The sequence below is a fragment of the Bradyrhizobium sp. 1(2017) genome, from assembly GCF_011602485.2.
Classification (GTDB): domain Bacteria; phylum Pseudomonadota; class Alphaproteobacteria; order Rhizobiales; family Xanthobacteraceae; genus Bradyrhizobium.
The window spans coordinates 844,522-866,910 of sequence record NZ_CP050022.2; the positions used below are offsets into that span (position 1 = coordinate 844,522).

Sequence of the window (22,389 nt, forward strand, 5' to 3'; positions counted from 1 at the left end):
GAAACGGGATGATCGGAATTGCGCGGCTCGCAGCCGCCGGCCTTTTGGCGATCATGGCGATGGGCACAGCCCGGGCCGAGGACGCGCTCAAGGCCAAGATCGGTGTGCTCCGCCTGTCATCCTCCGCGCCCGTCTTCATCGCGCAGGACAAGGGCTATTTTCGCGAAGCCGGCCTCGAGGTCGAGCTGAAATTCTTCGATGCGGCGCAGCCGATCGCGGTCGCCACAACCTCGGGCGACGTCGATTTCGGCATCACCGCCTTCACTGCCGGTCTGTACAATCTTGCCGGCAAGGGCGTGCTGAAGGTGATCGGCGGCATGAGCCGCGAGAAGGCCGGCTATCCCCTGATCGGCTATTTCGCCAGCAACAATGCCTATGCGGCCGGCCTGAAGACGCCGAAGGATCTCGCGGGCAAGCGCGTGGCGATGACGCAGGTCGGATCGAGCTTTCATTACTCGCTCGGCCTGCTCGCCGACAAATACGGCTTCAAGCTCTCCGAGGTGAAGATCGTGCCGCTGCAATCGCTGTCGAACGCGGCGGCCGCGCTGAAGGGCGAGACCGTCGATGCCGCTTTGCTGCCGATCTCCACCGCGCGCAAGCTGATGGATGATGGTGGCGCCAAGTTCCTGGGATGGGTCGGCGGCGAGACCCCCTGGCAGCTGGGTGCGGTGTTTGCCTCGCCGAAGACACTGACCAACAAGGTGCTGGTCACGAAACTGCTCGGCGCCTTGGCCAGGGCAGATCGCGAATATCACGACGTCATCCTCGCAGCGATGAAGGACGGCGTCGCCCCGATCAACGACAAGACCAAGCCGCTGCTGGAGATCATCGCGAAGTACACCAATTTGCCGGTCGAGCAGGTTGTCGGCAACTGCGCCTATATCGATCCCGACGGCAAGCTCGACGTCAAGAATGTCGACAACCAGATCAAATGGCTTCAGGAGCAGGGTTTTGCCGACAAGGGTTTCGATGCCGACGCGATCATCGCGAAGGAATTTGTGAAGCCAGATTGATGCTGCGCTCACCCCTCTCATCCCGTCATCGTGAGTTGCTCGCGAAGCGAGCCTCGAAGGATGTATGGCCCGGACGCGGCGGGGCTCTCACGCGGCTGCCACAATCTCAGTGTCGTCCCGGCGCAGGCCGGGACCCATACGCCGAGTGGGAGTTGAGGCGTAAAGTGCACATTGCCGGTCATAGCCAGATTCAATTCGGTGGTTATGGGTCCCGGTCTGCGCCGGGACGACGGCGGTATGCAAGGCATCATCCATGGACCTGATCGCCAACCACATCACCCATCGCTTCGGCGATCTCGCTGTGCTCGACGACGTCTCGTTCACGGTCGGCGCCGGCGAGGTGGTGGCGATCGTGGGGCCCTCGGGTTGCGGCAAGAGCACGCTGCTGTCGATCCTGGGCGGCCTGTTGCAACCGACCTCCGGCGCGCCTGAGCTGCGCGGAACGCCGCCGGTGGACAGTCTCAATCCGCTGACCTTCGTGTTCCAGGATTTTGCACTCCTGCCGTGGGCCACCGTGGAAGAGAACGTCGAATTCCCGCTGCTGCACACCCGGCTTTCAGCCACGCAGCGGCGCGCGCTGGTGGACGATGCCCTGCGCCGCACCGGGCTGGTCGATTTTCGCAAGACCTATCCAAAGCAGCTTTCCGGCGGCATGCGCCAGCGCGTCGGCATTTCGCGCGCGCTGGCGGTCAAGCCCGCCATCCTCCTGATGGACGAGCCGCTCTCGGCGCTGGATTCGCAGACCCGCGAACTGCTGATGGAGGATTTCGTCCGCCTGCTCGCCGATGGCGGCATGGGCGCTGTCTATGTCACGCACAATCTCGAGGAAGCGGCGCGGCTCGCTGACCGGATCGTGGTGCTGTCGCGACGGCCGGGCCGCATCCGCGAGGTCGTGAGCGTGCCGATGACGCGCACCGAGCGTGGCGATGCCGCGGCGCGCGAGAAGCTGCTGGCGCTCCAGAACCAGATCTGGTCGCTGATCCGCAACGAGGCGATCGATGCCGAACGCGAGGTCCAGCATGCTTGATCGCGCGGCGGCAGAGACGGCCGAGAAGGATGCCACGACGCGCCGCGTCCGCTTTCGCGGCGCCGGCTTCGTGCCGGCGTCGAGCCGCTTCGGCGGCTGGATCGCGCTCGCCCTCGTCCTCGCGATCTGGCAGGCTGCGGGCAGCGCGGGCCTCGTCAATCCGTTGTTCCTGCCGGCACCGTCGGCGATCGCGCGCGCGATCTATCAGCTCGCGATCTCGGGCGCGCTCTGGCAGCATCTGTCGGCCTCGCTGCTGCGTATCGGCGTCGGCTGGGTGCTGGGGACCGCGGCCGGCGTCGCCGTTGGCTTTGCCATCGGCCTGTCCAGGCTCGCGCGCAGCGTCGGCATCACCTTTATCTCGGCGCTCTTCCCAATCCCGAAGATCGCGCTGCTGCCGCTTCTGATCCTCTGGCTCGGCATCGGCGAAGAGCCGAAGATTGCGACCATCGCGCTCGGCGTGTTCTTCTCGACCGCGATCTCGGTCTATAGCGGCGTCGATGCGGTACCGCGCAACCTGATCCGCATGGCGCAGAGCTTCAACGTTCCCTTCGCCATCATCGTGCGCAAGGTGATCTGGCCGGGCGCGCTGCCAGCGATCCTCGCCGGCTTCCGCATCACGGCTTCCGTCGCGCTCTTGCTCGTCGTCAGCGCCGAGATGATCGGCGCCCAATACGGCATCGGCGCCTTCGTGCTCCAGGCCGGCAATCTGATGCAGACCGATCAGCTGCTCGCGGGCGTGGTGATCCTCTCGGTGTTCGGGCTGGCGGTGGGAAAGGTGATCGGCTGGCTGGAGACGCGGCTGTTGCACTGGCGGTGAGTTGTCGTCCCGGCGAAGGCCGGGACCCATACCGCGTGATCTATCGAGGAAAATCGCTGCTTCTACCGATGAAGAAATAACTCCGAATCTTCGTCAAACTACTCCCTGGGAGTATGGGTCCCGGCCTTCGCCGGGACGACACCGAATGTGGAGCGGGGAGTGCGGCTCACGCGTTGCCGCGATCCTCGCGAAACAGATCCAGCTTCTGCTGCACCGGCCGGTCCGAGAAGCTGAACAGCACCGCGTCGTCGTCCGCTTCGTGCGTCACCCAGTGCCAGCTCGGCACGACGAAGAGATCGCGCGGGCCCCATTCGAAGACGGTATCGCCGATGCGGCTGCGGCCGCGGCCCTCGATCGGGCAGAACACGGTCGCATCGGTCGAGCGATAGCGCGCGGAGTTGAACCCCTTCGGCAGCAGCTGGATGAAGGTGCCGATGGTCGGCATGGCGAAATCGCCGGTCTCGGGATTGCTGAACTTCAGCTTCAGGCCGTGGCACGCATCCCACTCCTGGCTCGCGCGCGCCTTCTCCAAGGCTTCGCGGGTGTAGGCATAGGGATAGCTGAAGATCGGCGAGGTCTTCGACGATCGCTTCACATCGACCGGCAGCAGATTATGACCGTAGCGGGCAAAGCTGTCGCCGGCGGGCCTCGTGATCTTCTGCTGGTCCTCCTTGGAGCCTTCCGCAAAGGAGCAGTCGAAGAACTGCACCAGCGGGATGTCGAGGCCGTCGAGCCAGAACATCGGCTCGCTGGTCTCGTTGGAATGATCGTGCCAGGTCATCGACGGCGTGATGATGAAATCGCCGGGCTCCATCGCGGTGCGCTCGCCGTCCACCGCGGTGTGGGCACCCCTGCCTTCGAGCACGAAGCGCAGTGCCGACTGGCTGTGCCGATGCGCAGGCGCGACGTCGCCGGGCACCACCATCTGCACGCCGGCATAGAGCGAGGTCGTGATCTTGGACTGGCCGCGCAGGCCCGGGTTCTCCAGCACCAGCACGCGCCGCTCCGCTTCCTTCGCGGTGATCAGCTTGCCGGCTTCCGTCATGTAGTCGCGGATCACGTCGAATTTCCAGAGATGCGGCCTACAGGCGCTTTTCGGCTCCGGCGTGATCAGGTCGCTCATCACCGTCCACAGCGCGGTGAGGTTCTCGCCGTCGATCTTTTTGTAGAAGGCCTCGCGTTCCGGCGTCTTGGTCACGGCTTCCATGGTTGCTGCTCCCGTTCGTTTTGTTGATTGACAGTATACTGACGATCTAGGTAGCGTCAACGTGACGGGAAACGTCATTCCGGGACCGATGCGACAGCATCGACCTATGGTGCGCAATTGCGCACCTGAAAATTTCGAGGTTCCGGGTTCTCGCTTCGCGAGCCCCGGAACGACAAAGCAAAATCAGAGGGAGGTCTTCATGAAGCTGCACGGCTATTTCCGCTCCAGCGCCGCCTATCGCGTGCGGATCGCGCTAAACCTCAAGGGCCTCGGCGCCGAGCATCTGCCGCATCATCTGCGCAAGGGCGAGCAATGTGCGCCCGCCTATCTCGCCATCAACCCGCAAGGCCTGGTGCCGACGCTGGAGGACGATGCGGGCGCAGTGCTGACCCAATCGGTCGCTATCATCGAATGGCTCGACGAAACCCACCCCGATCAGCCGCTGCTGCCGAAGGATCCGCTGCGGCGTGCCAAGGTGCGCGCCTTTGCGCTGGCGATCGCCTGCGACACCCATCCGGTGCAGAACCTGAAGGTGCTGGCGCGGCTGCGCGAGCTCGGCCTTGCCGAAGAGAAGGTCCAGGACTGGGCGGCGTGGGTCAACCGCGAGGGGCTGTCGGCCTGCGAGGCCCTGATCAGGAACGAGGCAGGCCCGTTCTGCTTCGGCGCCGCGCCGACGCTGGCCGATCTCTGCCTGGTGCCGCAGCTCGCCAATGCGCGCCGCTTCGGCGTCGACGTCTCGGCCTATCCGCGCCTGCTGCAGGCAGAAGCCGCCGCCAAGGCGCTTGCAGCCTTTGCCGATGCCGCGCCGGAGAAGCAGCCCGATGCCGAGTAAGCCGCTGCCTCCGATCACGATGGACGCGGTCTATGCCGCGCCGGGCTATCTGTTCCGGCGCATGCAGCAGATCGCGGTCTCGATCTTCATGGAGGAGTGCAAGTCGTTCGATCTGACGCCGGTGCAATATGCGGCGCTGATCGCGATCCACACCCATCCCGGCATCGACGCGACGCGGCTCTCGGCGGTGATCGCCTTCGACCGCTCCACGCTCGGCAGCGTGATCGAACGGCTCCAGGCCAAGGACTATATCGAGCGCAAGCCGGCGCGCGAGGACAAGCGGATCAAGCTGCTCCATCTGACCAAATCCGGCGCCGCGATCCTGCGCGAGATCATCCCGGCCGTGGAGCGCGCCCAGGCGCGCATGCTGGAGCCACTCAAGCCGGCGGACCGCAAGGCGCTGCTGGGGCTTCTGGTGCAGCTCGTCGACCTCAACAACGAGGCCTCACGCGTGCCGCTGCGCGCCGAGGATGCGCTAGAGCATCTGGGCAAGGGCGGGTGAGGGGAGTCTCACGCCTCGCGCCTCATTCTCCGCCGTCGTCCCGGACAAGCGCAGCGCAGATCCGGGACCCATACGCCGCAGCTGTGGTTGTGGTGTGAGATGGTCATTGCCGATCTTCGCCAAACCTCTTCCTGTGGTTATGGGTCCCGGCCTTCGCCGCGACGACAGCGAATGTGTGGCAGCGCTCTTCCCTCACATCCGCAGCAATGCCTGCCGGTCGATCTTCCCCGTGCCGGTCTTCGGCAGTTCGTCGATGAAGATCATCTCGCGGGGATATTTGTACGGCAGCAGCTTGCCCTTGACGTAATCCTGCAGCCGCCGCGTCGCCTCATTCTGGTCGGCAGCGCGGTTGTTCATCACCACCACCGCCTTCAGCGTCATCCGTCGGTCCGGCAGCTCCGCGGCGAACACGGCGCATTCGCGGATGTCGGGGTGATCGGCGAGGCACAACTCGACTTCGAGGGGGTAGACCCACTGGCCGGAAATCTTGATGAGATCATCGGCGCGGCCACGGAAGAAATGAAAACCGTCGGCATCGCGGACGAAGCGGTCGCCGGTGTAGATCCAGCCGCCGTCGCGGATCGTCTCGGCGGATTTGTCCGGCCGGTTCCAGTACAGCGGCGTGTTGGAATCGCCGCGCACCCACAAGATGCCTTCCTCGCCGTCGGCGACGTCGCGGCCGTCCTTGTCGCGCAACGCGACCTCATAGCCGGGTACGCGCAGGCCGGCGGCGCCGAGCTTCTTCTGCTTCGGGCGGTTGGAGAGGTAGATGTGCAGCACCTCGGTCGAGCCGAGGCCCTCGACGATTTCGAGGCCGGTGAGCGCCTTCCAGCCGTTGAAGACGTCGGCCGAGAGCACCTCGGCTGCGGAGAGCGACATGCGCAGTGACGAGAAATTCGTTCTCTCCGCGCCCTCGGCCTTCGTCAGCGCGGTGTAGAGCGTCGGCAGGCCGAAGAAGACCGTCGGCTTGTACTGCTCGATCGTCGCGAAGATCGATGCGGGCTTCGGCTGGCCCGGCAGCAGCAATGTTGCGGCGCCTGCCGAGAACGGGAAGGTGACGGAGTTGCCGAAACCGTAGGCGAAGAAGATCTTCGGCACCGAGAAACAGATGTCGTCAGGCGTCAGCTTCAATACGCTTTGTGCGAAGGCAGCCTCGCTATAGGCCATGTCGTGCTGCAGGTGCACGATGCCCTTGGGCCGGCCGGTGGAGCCGGAGGAGTACATCCAGAACGCCATCTCGTCGCGATGCGTCGGGGCTGCCGCCAGCTCCGTCGAAAACTGCGCAAGCCAGCCGTCCGCCGCGACCGCGTTCGGCGCGGCGTGGTCGCGCACCTCGCCGTTGACGACGATCAGCGTGCGCAGACCGGTCGCCTCGCAGGCCTCCGCATTGAAGCGCGCGCAGAATTCGGACTCGGCCACCGCAACGGCAGCGCCGGAATCGGCGAGATAGAATTGCAGGAGGTCCGGCGGCGTCAGCGTGTTGATCAGGAGCGGCACGAAGCCGGCGCGCACGGCGCCGAAGAACGCGGCCGGATAGGCCGGCGTGTCGTCGAGGAACAACAGCACGCGGTCGCCGCGCTCGAGGCCAAGCGAGGCGAAGCCATTGCCCCAGCGGCAAGCCTCCGCGCAGAGCTCGGCATAGGTCCGCGTGCCCGCCGGACCGATCAGCGCGAGCGTGCCGCCGCGGCCCTTGCCGAGATTGTCGAACAGCACGCGGCTGGCGTTATAGGTTTGCGGAACGGCAAAGCCGATCTCGCGCGCGCCCGGGCTGTCCGCGGGCACCTGGTCGCGAATGGCGTTGTTCATGCCGCGTCTCCACCGTTCTTGGCGGTCTCGTAGCGCGCCATGAAGGCCGGGGACATCGCCCGCAGCCGGGAATCGTCGATGCGGCCGGACCGGGTGATGTAGCTATAGGCGAAATCCAGCACCGGAAGCTGCATGTGCTCGGCGAAGTGCTCGTACCAGAACGCACTGGTGCGTGCCGCGTTGACGAGCTTCTGCACCACCGGCTTTCGCGCGGCCTGATAGCGATGCAGCGCGGTCGTCAGATGCGCGTCGGATTCCAGCGCCTTGACCAGCGCGATGGCGTCCTCGATCGCAAGGCGCGTGCCAGAGCCGATCGAGAAATGCGCCGAGTGCAGGGCATCGCCCAGCAGCACCATGTTCTTGAACGACCAGTGCTCGTTCCAGACCCAGGGGAAGTTGCGCCAGACCGACTTGTTGGAGACCAGGCAATGTCCGCCGAGGGTGTCCGCAAAGACCTCCTCGCAGACGCCCTTGGACTGCTCGACGTCCTTGTAGGCGAAGCCGTAGGCCTGCCATGTCGCGTGGTCGCATTCGACCAGGAACGTGCTCATGGCCGGCGAGTAGCGGTAGTGATGGGCGTTGAAGGCGCCGCGATCGGTCTTCACGAAGGTCTGCGATAGCGTGTCGAAGCGCTTGGACGTGCCGTACCAGACGAACTTGTTGGAGGAGTAGGACAGCGAGGTGCCGAAATCACCTTCATAAGCCCGCCGCACCAGCGAATTCAGCCCGTCGGCGGCGACGATCAGATCGTGGCCGTTGAGCTGGTCGATTGCGTGGACCGGGGTATCGAAGCGCGGGGTGACGCCGGCCTCGAACGCACGCTGCTGCAGGAACTTGAGGAGCTCGAGCCGTCCGATCGAGGAGAAGCCGACCCCATCGATCGCGACGCTGTCGCCGCCGAGGTTCAGCGTGATGTTCTCCCAGCTCTCCATATGCGGCGCGATCGCGTCGACCGTTTCGGGGTCGTCGGCACGCAGGAACTCCAGGGCCTGGTCTGAGAACACGACGCCAAAGCCCCAAGTCGCGTCGGCCGGGTTCTGTTCGAACAGGTCGACCTGATCCTCGGGGTGACGCTTCTTCCAGAGATAGGCAAAGTAGAGCCCACCGGGCCCCCCGCCAATCACGGCGATCCGCAACGTCTGCCTCCCTAATTGACAGTATACTTACTATCTAGGGGTAGACTAGTGTGCTCCGGCGTCCGGCGCCAGCAGAATTATCGGCAAGGCGCGGACACGCCAAAGCTCACCTTCGGACACACGTTTTGCGCGTCCAAAACGTCAGGTCCGAATCATAGCCAAACCGTGCCGGCTTGGCTATCCGCGCGTCAGACGCAGCGCTTCACGTAGACCCGTTCACCAGGACCCTGGTGCAGCGCACGGCTGGAACCGGCTTGCGGACCACGACGGCCGCGTTCGGCCCGGCACAGCCGGCGCGATAGACGCCGCGCGCGCATACCACCGCATTGGCGTCGGTGGCCTCGAAGGTCATGGTGGCAGCGAAGGCAAGCAGCGCAGAAGCGACGAGCAGCAATGAACGCATGTGGTCTTCCAGGGCTTGTCGTGATCAAAAAGAGATTCTTGCAAAAGGTTTGCCGTCGCGGACGTGCGGGAATTCATTCCGGCACGCCGTCAATCATTGTTGCGCATTTGGGCGCGTGATCGCGTGCCGCCTCATCGCGCCGCGAACGGGGCCAGCACTTCCTTGCACGCCGGCGACAGCGAGGCGGCATTGCTGGAGATACATTGAACGATGCGGCCGCCGCCCGGCGCGACGCCGGCGCAGAGCGAGCGGACGTCAGCGCCGCAGGCCGATCTCACGATGAACAGCTCTTCGCGCGGACGCAGCGGGCGTAGCACGATCACGGCTGGCGCAGCCGCCGCGGAAGCTGCTGTCGCCGGAGCCGCACCCGCGGGTGCCGCCGTTGCGGCAGCGCCGCCGCCGGCCGCGGCGCTCACGGCCTTCTCGCACGCGGGCGAGACCTTGGCCTTGTTCTTCTCCAGGCATTCGAGCGCGGGAGCGCCGCCCGGCGGCACGCTGGCGCACACCTTGGGATAGTCGGCGCGGCACGCGCTCTTGACCGCCGCGACCTGCGCGCTACTCGGCTGCTTGGCGGCCGCAGCGGCCTTCGGCGCCGCTGCGGCAGCGGGCTTGGCAGCGGGAGCGGCATCAGCCTTCGGTGCGGCTGGCGCCGTCTCCGCCTTGGGCGCGGCGTCGCTCTTCGGCGCGGCGGGCGCAGCTTCGGTCTTCGCCGGTTCGACGGCGCGGACCGCGGTCTGGCATCCCGCCGACAGGCTGGACATGTTCTTCGCCAGGCATTGAACCGCTTCCACGCCGCCGGGCGTCACGCTCGAGCAATGCGCCATGAAATCCGAGCGGCATGCGGAACGGATGGCGCTCTTCTGGGCCTCGGTCGGCGCTTGCGCGACCGCCCCTGTTGCAGCTGCGAAGAGCGCGGCCGCCAGCAACGCCGCGCGCGTTGACGCATATTTCAACGTGTTGAACATCTGAGTGATTTCCTGCCCTGTCGGCATCGCCGACGATTCCTAAAATATGATGCAATCGCAATGGTGGCGAGTGAGGCCTCGCAAGCAGCATCATTCGCCGCTTTGACCTCACCCGCAAGTCAATTGTGTCGGCGCAATTGCGACGTAATTGACGTCGTCAGAGCTTGACCATGCGCTTGCCGCGGTTCTCGCCCGCGAGCAATCCGATCAGCGCCTTCGGTGTATTCTCGAGGCCATGGATGATGTCCTCCTGCACCTTCAGTCTGCCGGATGCGACCCAGCCCTGGAGGTCGGCGAGCGCGCGCTGGCTCTCCTTCATGTAGTCCATCACGATGAAGCCCTGCATGACGAGTCGTTTCACCACGATCAGGCCTGGCACGCCGCGCGGACCATGCGCCGAGGGCGCGCCGTCATATTGCGAGATCGCGCCGCAGCAGGCGATGCGGCCGTAATTGTTCATTTGCGGCAGGCAGGCTTCCAGAATGTCGCCGCCGACATTGTCGAAATAGACGTCGATGCCTTTCGGGGCCGCTGCCCGCAATGCCTTGAACACCGCGCCATCCTTGTAGTCGACCGCGGCATCGAAGCCGAGCTCGGAGGTCAACCAGTTGCACTTGTCGCTGCCGCCGGCGATGCCGACCACACGGCATCCCCTAATCTTGGCGATCTGGCCGACGATCGAGCCGACCGAGCCCGCGGCTGCGGAGACCACGACCGTCTCGCCCTCCTTGGGCTTGCCGATCTCGAGGAGGCCGAAATAGGCGGTGAGGCCGGCGATGCCGAACACGCTGAGCAGATGCGTCATCGGCTCGAGCTTCGGCATCTTGGTGAGATGCTTTGCCGGTACGGCGGCGAATTCCTGCCAGCCGGTGTCGCCGAACACGATGTCGCCAGGCGCGAGGCCCGGCGCCCTCGAGCTGACGACCTCGGCGATGGCGCCGCCGGCCATCACGCTGTTGGCTTCGACGGCGGAGCGATAGGTCGCGCCGTGCATCCAGGCGCGGTTGGCGGCGTCGAGCGAGATGTATCGCACGCGCAGCAAGGCCTCGCCGTCCTTCGGCTCCGGCGGTGCGCTCTCCACCATCTTGAAATGCTCGGGGCCGAGCTTGCCGCTGGGCTTCTCCACCAGAAGAATCTGGCGATTGATGTTGCCGCTCATGGCGTTCCCCTCTTGGCTGTTTGACGATTATTGATGCAGCTGCCGCAAAGAAGGCATGCAAGCCGCATGTGTTGTGCGCTGCGTGAAGGCTAGATCGCCACGTTGCAATTCACAACGGGAACATCCGGCCAACGCCAACACACGCAAAGCGTGTTGCGTCGCTGTGATATCTGCGACATCATGAAGCGCCGGTGTGCGTTGGGGGTTAGCGATGTCCAACAGGTTCACGCAATACATTCTGGCCGCGATGGTGCTGGGCATCGTCATGGGCTCGGCGATCTACAACTTCCTGCCCGACACGCGCGCCGAATGGGCCTCCTCCATCAACCTGATCGCCATGATGTTCCTGCGCCTGATCAAGATGATCATCGCGCCGCTGGTGTTCGCGACCCTGGTCGGCGGCATCGCGCATATGGGCTCGGGCTCGCGGCTCGGCCGCATCTTCGCCAAGACCATGGGCTGGTTCGTCAGCGCCTCCTTCGTCTCGTTGCTGCTCGGCCTCGTGATGGTCAACCTGCTCCAGCCCGGTGCGAATTTCCCCGGTACGTTGCCTGAACAGGGCCAGTCCACGGGGTTGCCGGTCTCGGCGTTCTCGATCGAGAAATTCCTCACCCATCTGATTCCGACCTCGATTGCGGACGCGATGGCGCAGAATGAGATCCTGCAGATCGTGATCTTCGCGGTGTTTTTCTCCGTGGCGATGGGCTCAATGCCTGAACGCTCGAAGCCGATCCTGGCGATGATCGACGACGTCGCCCATATCATGCTCAAGGTGACGAGTTACGTGATGCTGTTCGCGCCGCTCGCGGTGTGGGCTGCCATCACGGCCACCGTCGCCAAGAACGGCCTCGGCGTGCTGTGGAAGCTCGTCGTCTTCATGGGCGGCTTCTATCTCGCGCTCGCCATCCTGTGGGTCATCCTGATCGTCGTGGGCTTCATCGTGATTGGCCCGCGTTACAGCCATCTGCTGCGGCTGATCCGCGAACCCCTGATGATCGCGTTCTCCACCGCGAGTTCGGAGGCGGCCTACCCGAAGACGCTGGAGGGGCTGACCAAGTTCGGCGCCTCGTCGCGAATCTCGAGCTTCGTGCTGCCGCTCGGCTACTCCTTCAACCTCGACGGCACGATGATGTACTGCACGTTCGCCAGCATCTTCATCGCACAGACCTATCACATCGAGATGTCGCTCGCGACGCAGCTCGCGATGCTCGCGACCTTGATGATCACCTCGAAGGGCGTTGCCGGCGTGCCGCGCGCGTCGCTCGTGGTGATCGCCTCGACGCTGTCGCAGTTCGGCATCCCCGAGGCGGGCCTCTTGATGATCATGGGCATCGACACCTTCCTCGACATGGGACGCAGCGCCACCAACGTGATCGGCAACTCGCTCGCGACCGCCGTTGTCGCGAAGTGGGAGGGCGAGCTCGGACCTGAGCACGAACTCGGACCCGGCGATGCCGTGCCTGACGACATGGTGCCGGGCGAAGTGCCGGCGATGGCCGGCCATGGCTAGGAGCAAACCATGGGCCAGATCCCGGCGAGGCCACTGAGCTCATTCTGCCTTTGGCTCGCGGCATGCTTGCTGGCGCCCTCATTGTTCGTGAGCGCGGGGTTCGCCCAGACCGCCAGCGAGGGGCTCAGTCCGACGCTGTCGGCCATCAAGAGGACGCATACCGTGCGGCTCGGCTATCGCGAGAGCTCACCGCCATTCTCGTTCCTCGACCAGTCGGGCCGCCCGATCGGCTACAGCCTCGAACTGTGCGCGGCGATCGTCGAGGAGATCGGCGTCGAGGTCGACGATGCCAATCTGAGGATCGACTACGTCAAGGTGACGTCCGACGACCGCATCGAGGCCGTGCTCCAGAACAAGATCGATCTCGAATGCGGCTCGACAACGGCCAACGCCGAGCGCGGCAAGCGTGTCGCGTTCTCGCCGCTGATGTTCGTCGCCGGGACCAAGCTGATGGTACCGAAGGCCTCGAACGTCAGGGCGGTCACCGATCTCAAGGGCAAGACCGTGGTGGTGACCAAGGGCACCACCAACGAGCAAGCGATGCATACGGCCGACAAAAAGTTCTCGCTCGGCCTCAACATCGTCACCTCGCCCGACCACGAGCAGTCTTACCAGATGCTCGCCGACGGCAAGGCCGATGCGTTCGCGACCGACGACATCCTGCTCTCCGGCCTGATCGCGCGCCACAAGGCGCAGGACAAGTTCCGCGTCACCGGCGACTATCTGTCCTACGATCCCTACGGCATCATGTTCCGGAAGGGCGAGCCGCAGCTCTCGGCCGTGGTCGAGCGTGCCTTCCGCAAGCTCGGCTCCAACCGCGACCTTGTCCCCCTCTACAACAAATGGTTCACCGCAAGGCTCCCCACCGGCGAGCGGCTCAACGTGCCGATCTCGCTGCAGCTGGAGGAAGCCTTCAAGGCGATGGACGATTCCGCCAGCGCGAACAATTAGGCCTTGTGTTGTGGTGATCGCGCCGCCATCGCGGTGAGCCACCCTCTCCCGCAGGGGAGAGCGTACAGCGAGTCTGCGGCGCTAGTTTTTCCCAAACACCCGGTCCAGCGCGGCGTCATATGTCGCCTGCACCAGCTCCGGATGCTGCTTCGCCAGCGCTTCCATCATCACGCCGGAATTGATCTCCAGCACGCGCCAGGCGCCGTCCACACGGACCACGTCGATCGACGCAAAGGCGATGCCGATGGCGTTCGCGGCGTCGCTGGCGAGCTTCACGCAAGCCCCGCGAACCTCGCCCCCCTCCAGCAGCACCGGCTTGGCGCCGGCATCGAGATTGTGCCGCCAATCCGTGCCGCGCTGCTTGCTGTAGGCGACGAGGGGCACATCATCGAGCAACACCACGCGAACCTCATCCTCGATCGCGACATAGGGCGAGATCACGAGCCCGGCGCTCATCGAGAACACCTCGGCGGCCGCATGATCGAGTTCCTCGCCACTCGTCACCTTGAAGACGGCGCGGCCCGACGTCCCCTCGTTCGGCTTCACGACCACGCCCTGCGGGGTCTGCGCGAGTAGCGCCAGCATCCTCTGGTGCCAGTCGGCGCCGGCGACGTGCATGCCCAGCTTCGGATTGAGGAAGAGGTGATGGGCAATGCAGGGCACGCCTTCGAGCGTCAGGGCCTCAGCCGTGGCCGATTTATCGCTGGCGAGGCGGTGCGCGATGGCGCTGTTGAGGCCGATGTCGTAGCCGAAGGCGAAGCGACGCATCTCGCCCCGGCGCATCGAGATCAGCCAGCCGCCGGCGCGGACATCGACCGAGATGCCGTGCTCCGCGCAATAGCGCCTGATCGCCTGGACGAAGATCCGCTCGCCGCCTGCCATGTGGTTCAGTTGTTTCCTGTCGCCAAAAGCCGCAAAAATGCGGGAAATGGCGCCAAACCGGGGTGAAGATCAGAACTATTCTTAATGAAATTCTCGCGAGCGCGACGGAAATTAAGTGCTGCCATCGAGGCCTCCGGGGAAAAGAAATTGCCCGCCGCGCGCGCTGGACAGCAAATTCGTTAATGACGCGGCTGATTTCAGCCCAAATGCAGGTTTGATCAGCATCAATTGCATCCGAAACGAGGTTGATTATTGGTCTCAATGGCGTAGATCACACACGCGAAATCCTCCGCCATGGCAAATGGTGCCCGCCCCGCTGTCAGGGGCCGGGCAACGCTTTTGCCCGAAAACCGCAAATATTCGGAATATCGAAAATCATGAGCGCGTTTTATCGAGAGAAGGTTCTTTCCGTCCACCACTGGACCGACACGCTGTTCAGCTTCCGCGCCACGCGCGACACCGGCTTCCGGTTCCAGAACGGCCAGTTCGCCATGATCGGCCTTGAGATCGACGGCCGCCCGCTGCTCCGCGCCTACAGCATGGCGAGCGCCAATCACGAGGAACAGCTCGAGTTCTTCTCGATCAAGGTGCAGGATGGTCCGCTGACCTCGCGCCTGCAGAAGATCAAGGAAGGCGACATCATCCTGGTCGGCCGCAAGGCGACCGGCACGCTGATCACCGACAACCTCATCCCCGGCAAGCGGCTGATGCTGCTCTCGACCGGCACCGGCCTTGCGCCGTTCGCGAGCCTGATCAAGGACCCCGAGGTCTACGACCAGTTCGAGTCGATCGTGCTGGTGCATGGCTGCCGCCAGGTCTCCGAGCTCGCCTATGGCGAGAAGCTGGTCGCTTCCTTGCGTGAGGACGAGCTGTTCGGAGAGCTGCTCGCGGACAAGCTCATCTACTATCCGACCGTGACCCGCGAGCCGTTCAAGAACCGCGGCCGCATCACCGACCTCATCAACTCCGAGCAGATCTTCAACGACATCGGCCAGGGCCCGCTCGACATCGCGACCGACCGCATCATGATGTGCGGCAGCCCGGCGATGCTCGAAGAGCTGAAGCAGATGTTCGAAGGCCGCGACTTCGTCGAGGGAAGCGGCAACAAGCCCGGTCATTTCGTGATCGAGAAGGCGTTCGTCGAGCGCTAAGCGCCGCTCGTCAGCCCTCCGGGATGTGGTCCTGGCGAAAGCCGGGACTTAATGTTCATCGAAACAAGTTTGGTGAAGGCAGTCGCGGGGGCTGACCGCGCAACTTTGGTTTCCGGCGAGCTCAGAACATACCGTTTGGATGGGCTGAATGCTCGGGGATGATCTGCAGCACATCCCAATGCTCAACGATCCGCCCCTGATCGTCGAGCCGGAAAATATCGATTCCCGCGTAATCGTGGTCTCCGGGCCAGTGCTGGGAGCAATGAAGAACGACATACTCGTTCTCTGCCACGACCCGCTTTATCTCGACTCGTTTGCCCGGCCATTCGCGAGCCATGCGCTCGAAATAGTCAATGAAGCCCTTCTTTCCGGTTTCCACATGCGGATTGTGCTGGATGTACTCGTCCCCAGCGAAGCGCGCGATGGCCTCGGCGGGCCGGCATGCGTTGAACATCAATTCGTAGAAGGCGATCACATTCGCCTTGTTGCGTTCCAGATCATGCACGACACGCTCCCTTGCGAGGTTACGGGCAACAGGCGCTGAATTCAGCCAGGGATGCGAGCAATCACCTTGATCTCGAAGCCGAACCCCGCGAGCCAATTCACGCCGATCGCCGTCCAGTTCGGATAAGGCTCTTCTGGAAAGACCTCGTTCTTGACGGTCATGATCGTAGCGAACTGATTTTCGGGATCGGTGTGAAAGCTCGTCACGTCGACGATATCGTCAAACTCGCATCCACCTGCTTTCAGGGTCGCCTTGAGATTCGCAAATGCCAGACGGACCTGAGCCTCAAAATCCGGCTCGGGCGAGCCATCGCTGCGACTGCCGACCTGGCCGGAGACGAACAGGAGATCACCCGATCTGATCGCTGCGGAATAGGCGTGCGACTTGTAGAGGTCGTGCCGGCCGGCCGGGAAAACAGCATCACGCTGGGTCATTAGAACTCTCTCCTGTTGTGGCTGCCTTGAAGCGGCGCCGACGCGTTGAAGGCTGATGTTCGAAGGCCGCGAGTTCGTCGTGGGAAGCGGCAACAAGCCCACTTATTTGGTGATCGAGATGGCGCTCGTCGAGCGCTGATTTGGCGCTGGTTTGTTCTCTCGCCGTCGTCCTGGCTTTCGCCGGGACGACGGCGGTGGGGTCAAGCGCCTCGCCCGGGACACCGCTCTTCATCCGGATCCTTCTCGATCCCGATCCTCCTCGACGTTTTATTGCACCGCAAAATCCCACTATCAGGCTGATTGATTTCTCTCGGCCGAATTCGCTAGCCTGAAACAAGGGCCGCGTCATATCCGTATGACGGGCACGGGCGTATCGTGCGCCTGATGCTGGCGAGAGGATCAGAATCGTGGCCGAGGACAGTAAAACGCGGGAAGTTCCGAAACGCCTGCCGCTGGCGGAAGAAGGGATCATGGAAACCCTGCTGCTTCCGTTCTCGCCGCGCTTCATCGTGCTGACGATCTGCGCGGTCGTCACCGCGCTCCTCATCGGCATTGGCCTTGCGGATCGCAAGATCTTCGACATCATGCTGATCCCGATCCTGATCTTCGGCGCGCTGACGCTGCTCGGCGTCCGCGATCTCCTGCAGAAGAGCCATGCGGTCCTGCGCAACTATCCGATCTCGGCGCATATCCGCTTCTTGCTCGAGGAGATACGGCCGGAGATGCGGCAGTATTTCTTCGAGAGCGAGAAGGACGGCATGCCGTTCTCGCGCGACACCCGCTCGTTGGTCTATCAGCGCGCCAAGATGGAGCTCGACAAGCGGCCGTTCGGCACCCAGGAGGACGTCTATCGCGAGGGCTACGAGTGGATGCATCACTCGGTCTCGCCGACGGCGCATGCCAAGGAAAAATTCCGCGTCCTCATCGGCGGGCCGGATTGCGCAAAACCCTATTCGGCCTCCGTGTTCAATGTCTCCGCGATGAGCTTTGGCGCGCTCAGCCCCAACGCTGTGCGGGCGCTCAATGCCGGCGCGAAGAAGGGCGGCTTCGCCCACGACACCGGCGAGGGCGGCGTCAGCCCCTATCACCGCGAGATGGGCGGCGACATCATCTGGGAGATCGGCTCCGGCTATTTCGGCTGCCGCCATCTCGATGGCACTTTCGATCCGGAGGCGTTTGCGCGCGTCGCCGGCGAAGAGCAGATCAAGATGGTCGAGCTCAAGGTCAGCCAGGGCGCCAAGCCCGGCCATGGCGGCGTGCTGCCAGCCGCGAAGGTCTCCGAGGAGATCTCCAAGATCCGCGGCGTGGCGATAGGCGAGGATTGCATCTCGCCGGCATCGCACCGCGCCTTCTCCACGCCAACAGGCATGATGCAGTTCATCGCTGAGATGCGCCGCCTGTCCGGCGGCAAGCCGGCCGGCTTCAAGCTGTGCATCGGTCATCCCTGGGAATTCCTCGCGATCTGCAAGGCGATGATGGAGACCGGCATCTATCCCGACTTCATCGTCGTCGACGGCAATGAGGGCGGCACCGGCGCGGCGCCGCTGGAATTCATGGACCATCTCGGCATGCCAATGCGCGAGGGCGTCAATTTCGTCCACAACGCCCTGGTCGGCATCAACGCGCGCGACCGCATCAAGATCGGCGCATCCGGCAAGATCGCAACCGCCTTCGACATGGCGCGCGCGATGGCGATCGGCGCCGATTGGTGCAATTCGGCGCGCGGCTTCATGTTCTCGCTCGGCTGCATCCAGTCGCTGAGTTGTCACACCGACCGCTGCCCCACCGGGGTTGCGACGCAGGACCCGACGCGTGCGCGCGCGCTCTACGTGCCGCTCAAGATCGATCGCGTGCACAATTATCACCATGCGACGCTGCATTCGCTGACCGAGCTGATCGCCGCCGCCGGCCTCGAACATCCGCAGCAGCTGCGCCCGATCCATTTCACCCAGCGCACCTCGACCACGGACGTGAGGTCCTTCGCGCAGCTCTATCCGGCCCTGCGCCCGGGCGAGCTGCTCGAAGGCACCGAGGATCCGCGGTTTCGCGACGCCTGGCGCATGGCGCGCCCCGAGACGTTCCAGCCCGTGCTGTAAGCGCGTTCACGCCGGGCCGTGGCGACGGCGGCGGCAAAGTGGCTTCACCGCGAGCGGAGTTGGTACTAAAGGTTTGGTTCAACTTTGGGTGTATGCTGTGCCCATGGACGAACGGCGCGAAAAGGCCAGACATCGCGTGCTGAAGGGCGGAACGATCGAGTTCGGCGGCGGCGCGATCGACTGCACCATCCGCAACTTGTCCGACACCGGCGCCGCCCTCGACGTCACCAGCCCCGTCGGCATCCCCGATCGTTTCACCCTGCTCGTCCAGGCCGACGGAAAACATCTCGCCTGCACCGTGGTCTGGCGCAAGGAAAAGCGGATCGGCGTGAAGTTCGGGCGAGGCTTTCAACGAGTCTGAGCGCGCGCGCCAAGGGTCACGCTGCCGCCTGCTCGCCCCGCCGGCTCGCCAGGATCTTGTCGATCCGCCGTCCGTCGAGATCGACCACCTCGATGTGCCAGCCGGCGAAATCGAAGGCGTCGCCGACATTGGGCAGCACGGTGAACTGTTGCAGCACGAGGCCCGCCACCGTGTTGTAGCGGTGCGGCGGCAGCTCGATGCCCAGCAACTCGCCGAACTCGTCGACCGGCATCCAGCCGGAGATCAGGAGCGAGTCGTCATCGCGCCTGATATAGGCCGGCTCGGGCGGGCCTTCCTCGGAATGAAAGGCGCCGACGATCGATTCGAGAATGTCGGTGGCGGTTACCATGCCTTCGAAGGCGCCGTATTCGTCGTAGACCAGGCCGACGTGAACCGGCGCAGCCTTCAGGATCGCCAGCACGTCGCGGGCGTCTGCCGACGCCGGAATGCCGGGGGCCTCGCGCACCAGCGCGCGCAGATCCGGCGTGCGCTCGTGCATATGGGCGACCAGCAGGTCCTTGGCCTGGAGCACGCCGATCGGCTTGTCGCGGTCGCCGTCCGAGGCGGGGAAGCGCGAATGCGGGCTCTTCGCGATGATCTCGCGAATGGTCTGTGCATCGTCGTTCAGGTCGATCTCGTCGACCTCGGTGCGCGGCGTCATGACCGCGCCGACCGGCCGGTCGCCGAGCCGCATCACGCCGGCGATCATCTCCTTCTCGCCGGGCTCGAGCACGCCTGCGCTCTCGGCCTCTCTGACGAGGTGATGGATCTCGTCCTCCGACACTTTTTCCTCGGTACTCCCGCCGCGGCCGAGCAGCGTGAGGATCAGCCTGCCGGAGAGGTCGAGCAGGAAGACGAGCGGCAGCGAGATCCGCGCCAGCAGGTGCATGGCGGGTGCGACCCTGACCGCGATGCTCTCGGGGTCGCGCAGCGCCACCTGTTTCGGCACCAGTTCGCCGACGATCAGGGTGGCGTAGGTGATGAGCGTGACGACGAGGCCGACGCCGACGATGTCGGCAATGCCGTTGGACAGTCCGAGTTCGAGCAGCCATTGCGTCAGCCGCTGCCCGAGCGTCGCGCCCGAGAATGCGCCGGAAAGCACGCCGACCAGCGTGATGCCGATCTGCACCGTCGACAGGAACTTGCCGGGATCGGCCGCCAGCGTCAGTGCCCGCTCGGCGCCGCGGACGCCCTTGGCCGCGAGCAGGGACAGCCGCGCCGGGCGGGACGACACCACGGCCAGCTCCGACATGGACAAGAGGCCATTGATGACGATCAGGACGACGACGATGACGAGTTCGACCGAGAGCATTGATGTTCCGGGGGTAAGCGCGTGTGCCGGACGGCGGCACCAGTCTCGATATAGGTATTCCAGTGAGAAAATGCCGGTCATTGTGTCGCGTTCCGCGCCGTGAAGGAAGCTGACGGCGGGTGAGGTCCGGCGAAACCCGCGACGAGATGGCACGCCCGCGGAACTACGGGCTGTTGCTTAACGGGCTCTTAGTGGCCGCCAATTAGGTTTCCGACATTTGGAGAGTCTATTCGGGGGCCAGGATGCGGATCGGAAAGCTTTTCACGCTGTCGATGCTGACGGTGACGGTATTTGCAGTCATCCTCGGCGCCGAGGTGCTGATACCCCAGACGCGCATCTTCACGAACCGTTCCGACGCCATCAAGACGGTCGCGGCCTTCGGCGCCACGCTGATGGCGAGCCAGCACGTCGCCAGCCTGCGCGCCCCCTATATCGGGCCGATCTTTCAGGAAGGCGCAGCGACGCAGGCGCAGCTTGAAGCTGCCGCGAAGGCGACGAAAGCTGCCGAGGCCGGCTTTGACGCTGCACGGCGTGCCATCATGGTGCTGGATGACGGCGCAGCGATCAGCGAAAATCTCGAGCGCGCCGCACGGCGGCTGAAGGAGATCACCACGGCGGCCGATCGCGCAATGGGCCTCGCTCAGGCCGCGCGCGACAGCGCCGCGACCAAGGGCTTCCTGCCCGGTATTGCCGAGGTTCTCGCCAATATCGAGCCTGTCATGAACCGGCTCGAGGCGAAGGTGATCAATGCCGATTCCTCGCTTGCGGCGCTGCTGAGCCTGGCGCGGACGGCGCAGGATCTGCGCGTTTCGGCCGGCAGCCGGGCCGCCACGCTGTCCCCGGCGCTGTCCACACGCCGCCCGCTCTCGGCGGCCGAATTGTCGTTGATGGACCGCATGCAGGGCCGCGTGGAGGCTGACCGCGAGCGGATCGAGGCTGGCATCGACCAGCTCGGAAATCCCTCCCGCATCGCGACCGCGCTGAAGGCGGCAAATGAATCCTATTTCGGAGCAGCGGCTGTTGCCGTGGAAAGGGAAATTCCCGCAGCCCGGAGTGACGGCAAGTACAGCACCACTGCCGACGACCTCGCGAAGGTCATCGTGCCGGCGATCCAGATGTTCTACGGCGTGCGCGATGCCGCGCTGGCGGAGGCGGCCGAGCGCGCCTCGGCTGCGCGCGATGGCGCCCTGGCGATGCTTGCGCTCGCGGCCGTGGCGGTGCTGGCACTGCTCGGCACGCTCGCCGGGGTCACCATGATGCTGCGCAACCGCGTGGTGACGCCGCTCGGCCGGATCGCCGATGTGATCGGAACGCTCGCCGCCGGACAGCACGAGGTCGAGATTCCGGCGACGGGCCGCAACGACGAGATCGGCCAGGTCGCGGGCTCGCTCCGGCACTTCAAGGATTCACTCGTCGCCAAGAAGGCCGCCGACGAGTCCGCCGCGGTCGAAGCCGACGCCAAGCTCCGTCGCAGCCAGCGCATGGACCAGATCGCGCGCGAGTTCGAGGCCATGATCGGCGATGTGATCAACACCGTGTCGTCGGCTTCGTCGGAGCTGGAAGCATCGGCGGGAACGCTGACGAGCACGGCCGACCAATCGGAAAAGGTCACGGCGACCGTTGCGGCCGCCTCCGAACAGGCCTCGACCAACGTGCAGACCGTTGCCGCCGCGGCGGAGGAGATGGCCTCGTCGGTCGACGAGATCAGCCGGCAGGTCCAGGATTCCGCGCGCATCGCCGGTGAGGCGGTGCAGCAGGCAAGCCGCACCAACGACCATGTCGGCGAGCTTGCCAAGGCGGCGGGCCGAATTGGCGACGTCGTCGAGCTCATCAGCCAGATCGCGGGCCAGACCAATCTTCTGGCGCTCAATGCCACCATCGAGGCGGCGCGCGCCGGCGAGGCGGGTCGCGGCTTCGCCGTCGTCGCCTCCGAGGTCAAGGCGCTCGCCGAGCAGACCGCCAAGGCCACCGGCGAGATCAGCCAGCAGATATCGGGAATCCAGACCGCGACCGAGGACTCCGTCGGCGCCATCAAGTCGATCAGCGACACCATCTCCCGCATGTCGGAGATTGCTTCCGCGATCGCCGCGGCGGTCGAGGAGCAGGGCGCGGCGACGCGCGAGATCTCCCGCAACGTGCAGCAGGCGGCCCGCGGCACCCAGCAGGTCTCCGCCAGCATCGTCGACGTGCAGCGCGGCGCCAGCCAGACCGGATCGGCCTCCGCCAACGTGTTGACGTCGGCGAGGTCGCTGTCCGGCGAAAGCAGCCGGCTCAAGGTCGAGGTCGGAAAATTCCTCGACGCGATCCGCGCGGCGTAGGC

General features: G+C 64.7%; 20 protein-coding genes and 1 pseudogene. 11 read left to right on the forward strand and 10 right to left on the reverse strand.

All coding sequences use genetic code 11. The annotated features are described in order from the left end of the window. The first annotated feature begins 8 nt into the window (after nucleotides 1-8). The 3 genes from HAP40_RS03950 to HAP40_RS03960 all read left to right on the forward strand — a co-directional run bounded on the left by HAP40_RS03950 (nucleotide 9) and on the right by HAP40_RS03960 (nucleotide 2,857). Entirely contained in the window at nucleotides 9-1,013 is a 1,005-nt protein-coding gene (locus HAP40_RS03950) for an ABC transporter substrate-binding protein (protein WP_166819016.1), read from the forward strand. 253 nt (nucleotides 1,014-1,266) lie between these two features. Further along, nucleotides 1,267-2,040 (forward strand): ABC transporter ATP-binding protein, encoded by a 774-nt coding sequence (locus tag HAP40_RS03955; protein ID WP_166819015.1) that lies wholly within the window; start codon nucleotides 1,267-1,269, stop codon nucleotides 2,038-2,040. Next, nucleotides 2,033-2,857 carry an ABC transporter permease gene (locus HAP40_RS03960; protein WP_166819014.1) on the forward strand — a complete coding sequence of 275 codons (825 nt, stop codon included), beginning with the start codon at nucleotides 2,033-2,035 and terminating at the stop codon, nucleotides 2,855-2,857. Before HAP40_RS03955 ends, HAP40_RS03960 begins: the two co-directional genes overlap by 8 nt. A 166-nt stretch (nucleotides 2,858-3,023) precedes the next feature. On the opposite strand, the gene gtdA is transcribed toward HAP40_RS03960, so the two are convergent. Then, complete coding sequence (gene gtdA / locus HAP40_RS03965; RefSeq protein ID WP_166819013.1) at nucleotides 3,024-4,064, reverse strand: gentisate 1,2-dioxygenase; 1,041 nt, start codon at nucleotides 4,062-4,064, stop codon at nucleotides 3,024-3,026. Nucleotides 4,065-4,263: 199 nt separating this feature from the next. Here gtdA and maiA point away from each other — a divergent pair, with 199 nt between their 5' ends. After that, the gene (gene maiA, locus HAP40_RS03970; protein ID WP_166819012.1) at nucleotides 4,264-4,896 is read left to right on the forward strand and encodes a maleylacetoacetate isomerase; all 633 of its coding nucleotides are present in this window, start codon (nucleotides 4,264-4,266) and stop codon (nucleotides 4,894-4,896) included. Continuing rightward, a complete protein-coding gene (locus HAP40_RS03975; RefSeq protein WP_166819011.1) occupies nucleotides 4,886-5,398 on the forward strand; it encodes a MarR family winged helix-turn-helix transcriptional regulator in 513 nt (170 codons plus the stop codon). The genes maiA and HAP40_RS03975 overlap by 11 nt, the downstream gene beginning before the upstream one ends. Nucleotides 5,399-5,590: 192 nt before the next feature. On the opposite strand, the gene HAP40_RS03980 is transcribed toward HAP40_RS03975, so the two are convergent. The 5 genes and pseudogenes from HAP40_RS03980 to HAP40_RS04000 all read right to left on the reverse strand — a co-directional run bounded on the left by HAP40_RS03980 (nucleotide 5,591) and on the right by HAP40_RS04000 (nucleotide 10,867). Then, entirely contained in the window at nucleotides 5,591-7,204 is a 1,614-nt protein-coding gene (locus HAP40_RS03980; protein ID WP_166819010.1) for a benzoate-CoA ligase family protein, read from the reverse strand. Continuing rightward, on the reverse strand, nucleotides 7,201-8,340 hold the full coding sequence (locus tag HAP40_RS03985) for an FAD-dependent monooxygenase (protein WP_166819009.1): 1,140 nt from the start codon (nucleotides 8,338-8,340) through the stop codon (nucleotides 7,201-7,203). Before HAP40_RS03985 ends, HAP40_RS03980 begins: the two co-directional genes overlap by 4 nt. A 188-nt stretch (nucleotides 8,341-8,528) precedes the next feature. Further along, nucleotides 8,529-8,743, reverse strand: a pseudogene (locus HAP40_RS03990) (hypothetical protein). 131 nt (nucleotides 8,744-8,874) lie between these two features. Then, entirely contained in the window at nucleotides 8,875-9,708 is an 834-nt protein-coding gene (locus HAP40_RS03995) for a cysteine rich repeat-containing protein (RefSeq protein WP_166819007.1), read from the reverse strand. A 157-nt stretch (nucleotides 9,709-9,865) separates the two neighbouring features. Continuing rightward, the gene (locus HAP40_RS04000; RefSeq protein ID WP_166819006.1) at nucleotides 9,866-10,867 is read right to left on the reverse strand and encodes an NADP-dependent oxidoreductase; all 1,002 of its coding nucleotides are present in this window, start codon (nucleotides 10,865-10,867) and stop codon (nucleotides 9,866-9,868) included. Between the two features lie 211 nt (nucleotides 10,868-11,078). On the opposite strand from HAP40_RS04000, the gene HAP40_RS04005 reads away from it, so the two are divergent. Beyond that, a complete protein-coding gene (locus HAP40_RS04005; RefSeq protein WP_166819005.1) occupies nucleotides 11,079-12,377 on the forward strand; it encodes a dicarboxylate/amino acid:cation symporter in 1,299 nt (432 codons plus the stop codon). Between the two features lie 9 nt (nucleotides 12,378-12,386). Beyond that, on the forward strand, nucleotides 12,387-13,328 hold the full coding sequence (locus tag HAP40_RS04010; protein ID WP_166819004.1) for an amino acid ABC transporter substrate-binding protein: 942 nt from the start codon (nucleotides 12,387-12,389) through the stop codon (nucleotides 13,326-13,328). 81 nt (nucleotides 13,329-13,409) lie between these two features. On the opposite strand, the gene HAP40_RS04015 is transcribed toward HAP40_RS04010, so the two are convergent. Then, nucleotides 13,410-14,210: an ATP-grasp domain-containing protein gene (locus tag HAP40_RS04015; RefSeq protein WP_166819003.1), complete on the reverse strand. Its 801-nt coding sequence runs from the start codon at nucleotides 14,208-14,210 to the stop codon at nucleotides 13,410-13,412. 377 nt (nucleotides 14,211-14,587) lie between these two features. Between HAP40_RS04015 and HAP40_RS04020 the strand changes: the two genes are divergently transcribed. Further along, on the forward strand, nucleotides 14,588-15,361 hold the full coding sequence (locus HAP40_RS04020; protein WP_166819002.1) for a ferredoxin--NADP reductase: 774 nt from the start codon (nucleotides 14,588-14,590) through the stop codon (nucleotides 15,359-15,361). Nucleotides 15,362-15,482: 121 nt separating this feature from the next. Here the strand turns inward: HAP40_RS04020 and HAP40_RS04025 are convergent, their stop codons facing one another. Both HAP40_RS04025 and HAP40_RS04030 read right to left on the reverse strand, forming a co-directional pair. After that, on the reverse strand, nucleotides 15,483-15,866 hold the full coding sequence (locus HAP40_RS04025) for a nuclear transport factor 2 family protein (protein ID WP_166819001.1): 384 nt from the start codon (nucleotides 15,864-15,866) through the stop codon (nucleotides 15,483-15,485). A gap of 41 nt (nucleotides 15,867-15,907) precedes the next feature. Further along, entirely contained in the window at nucleotides 15,908-16,300 is a 393-nt protein-coding gene (locus tag HAP40_RS04030; protein WP_166819000.1) for a RidA family protein, read from the reverse strand. 470 nt (nucleotides 16,301-16,770) lie between these two features. On the opposite strand from HAP40_RS04030, the gene HAP40_RS04035 reads away from it, so the two are divergent. Further along, nucleotides 16,771-18,396, forward strand: coding sequence for an FMN-binding glutamate synthase family protein (locus tag HAP40_RS04035; protein ID WP_166819629.1), 1,626 nt, complete (start codon nucleotides 16,771-16,773; stop codon nucleotides 18,394-18,396). A gap of 103 nt (nucleotides 18,397-18,499) precedes the next feature. Then, nucleotides 18,500-18,757: a PilZ domain-containing protein gene (locus HAP40_RS04040; RefSeq protein ID WP_166818999.1), complete on the forward strand. Its 258-nt coding sequence runs from the start codon at nucleotides 18,500-18,502 to the stop codon at nucleotides 18,755-18,757. A 16-nt stretch (nucleotides 18,758-18,773) separates the two neighbouring features. Here the strand turns inward: HAP40_RS04040 and HAP40_RS04045 are convergent, their stop codons facing one another. Next, complete coding sequence (locus HAP40_RS04045) at nucleotides 18,774-20,069, reverse strand: hemolysin family protein (protein WP_166818998.1); 1,296 nt, start codon at nucleotides 20,067-20,069, stop codon at nucleotides 18,774-18,776. A 242-nt stretch (nucleotides 20,070-20,311) separates the two neighbouring features. Between HAP40_RS04045 and HAP40_RS04050 the strand changes: the two genes are divergently transcribed. Next, nucleotides 20,312-22,387: a methyl-accepting chemotaxis protein gene (locus HAP40_RS04050; RefSeq protein WP_166818997.1), complete on the forward strand. Its 2,076-nt coding sequence runs from the start codon at nucleotides 20,312-20,314 to the stop codon at nucleotides 22,385-22,387. The last annotated feature ends 2 nt before the right edge of the window (nucleotides 22,388-22,389 follow it).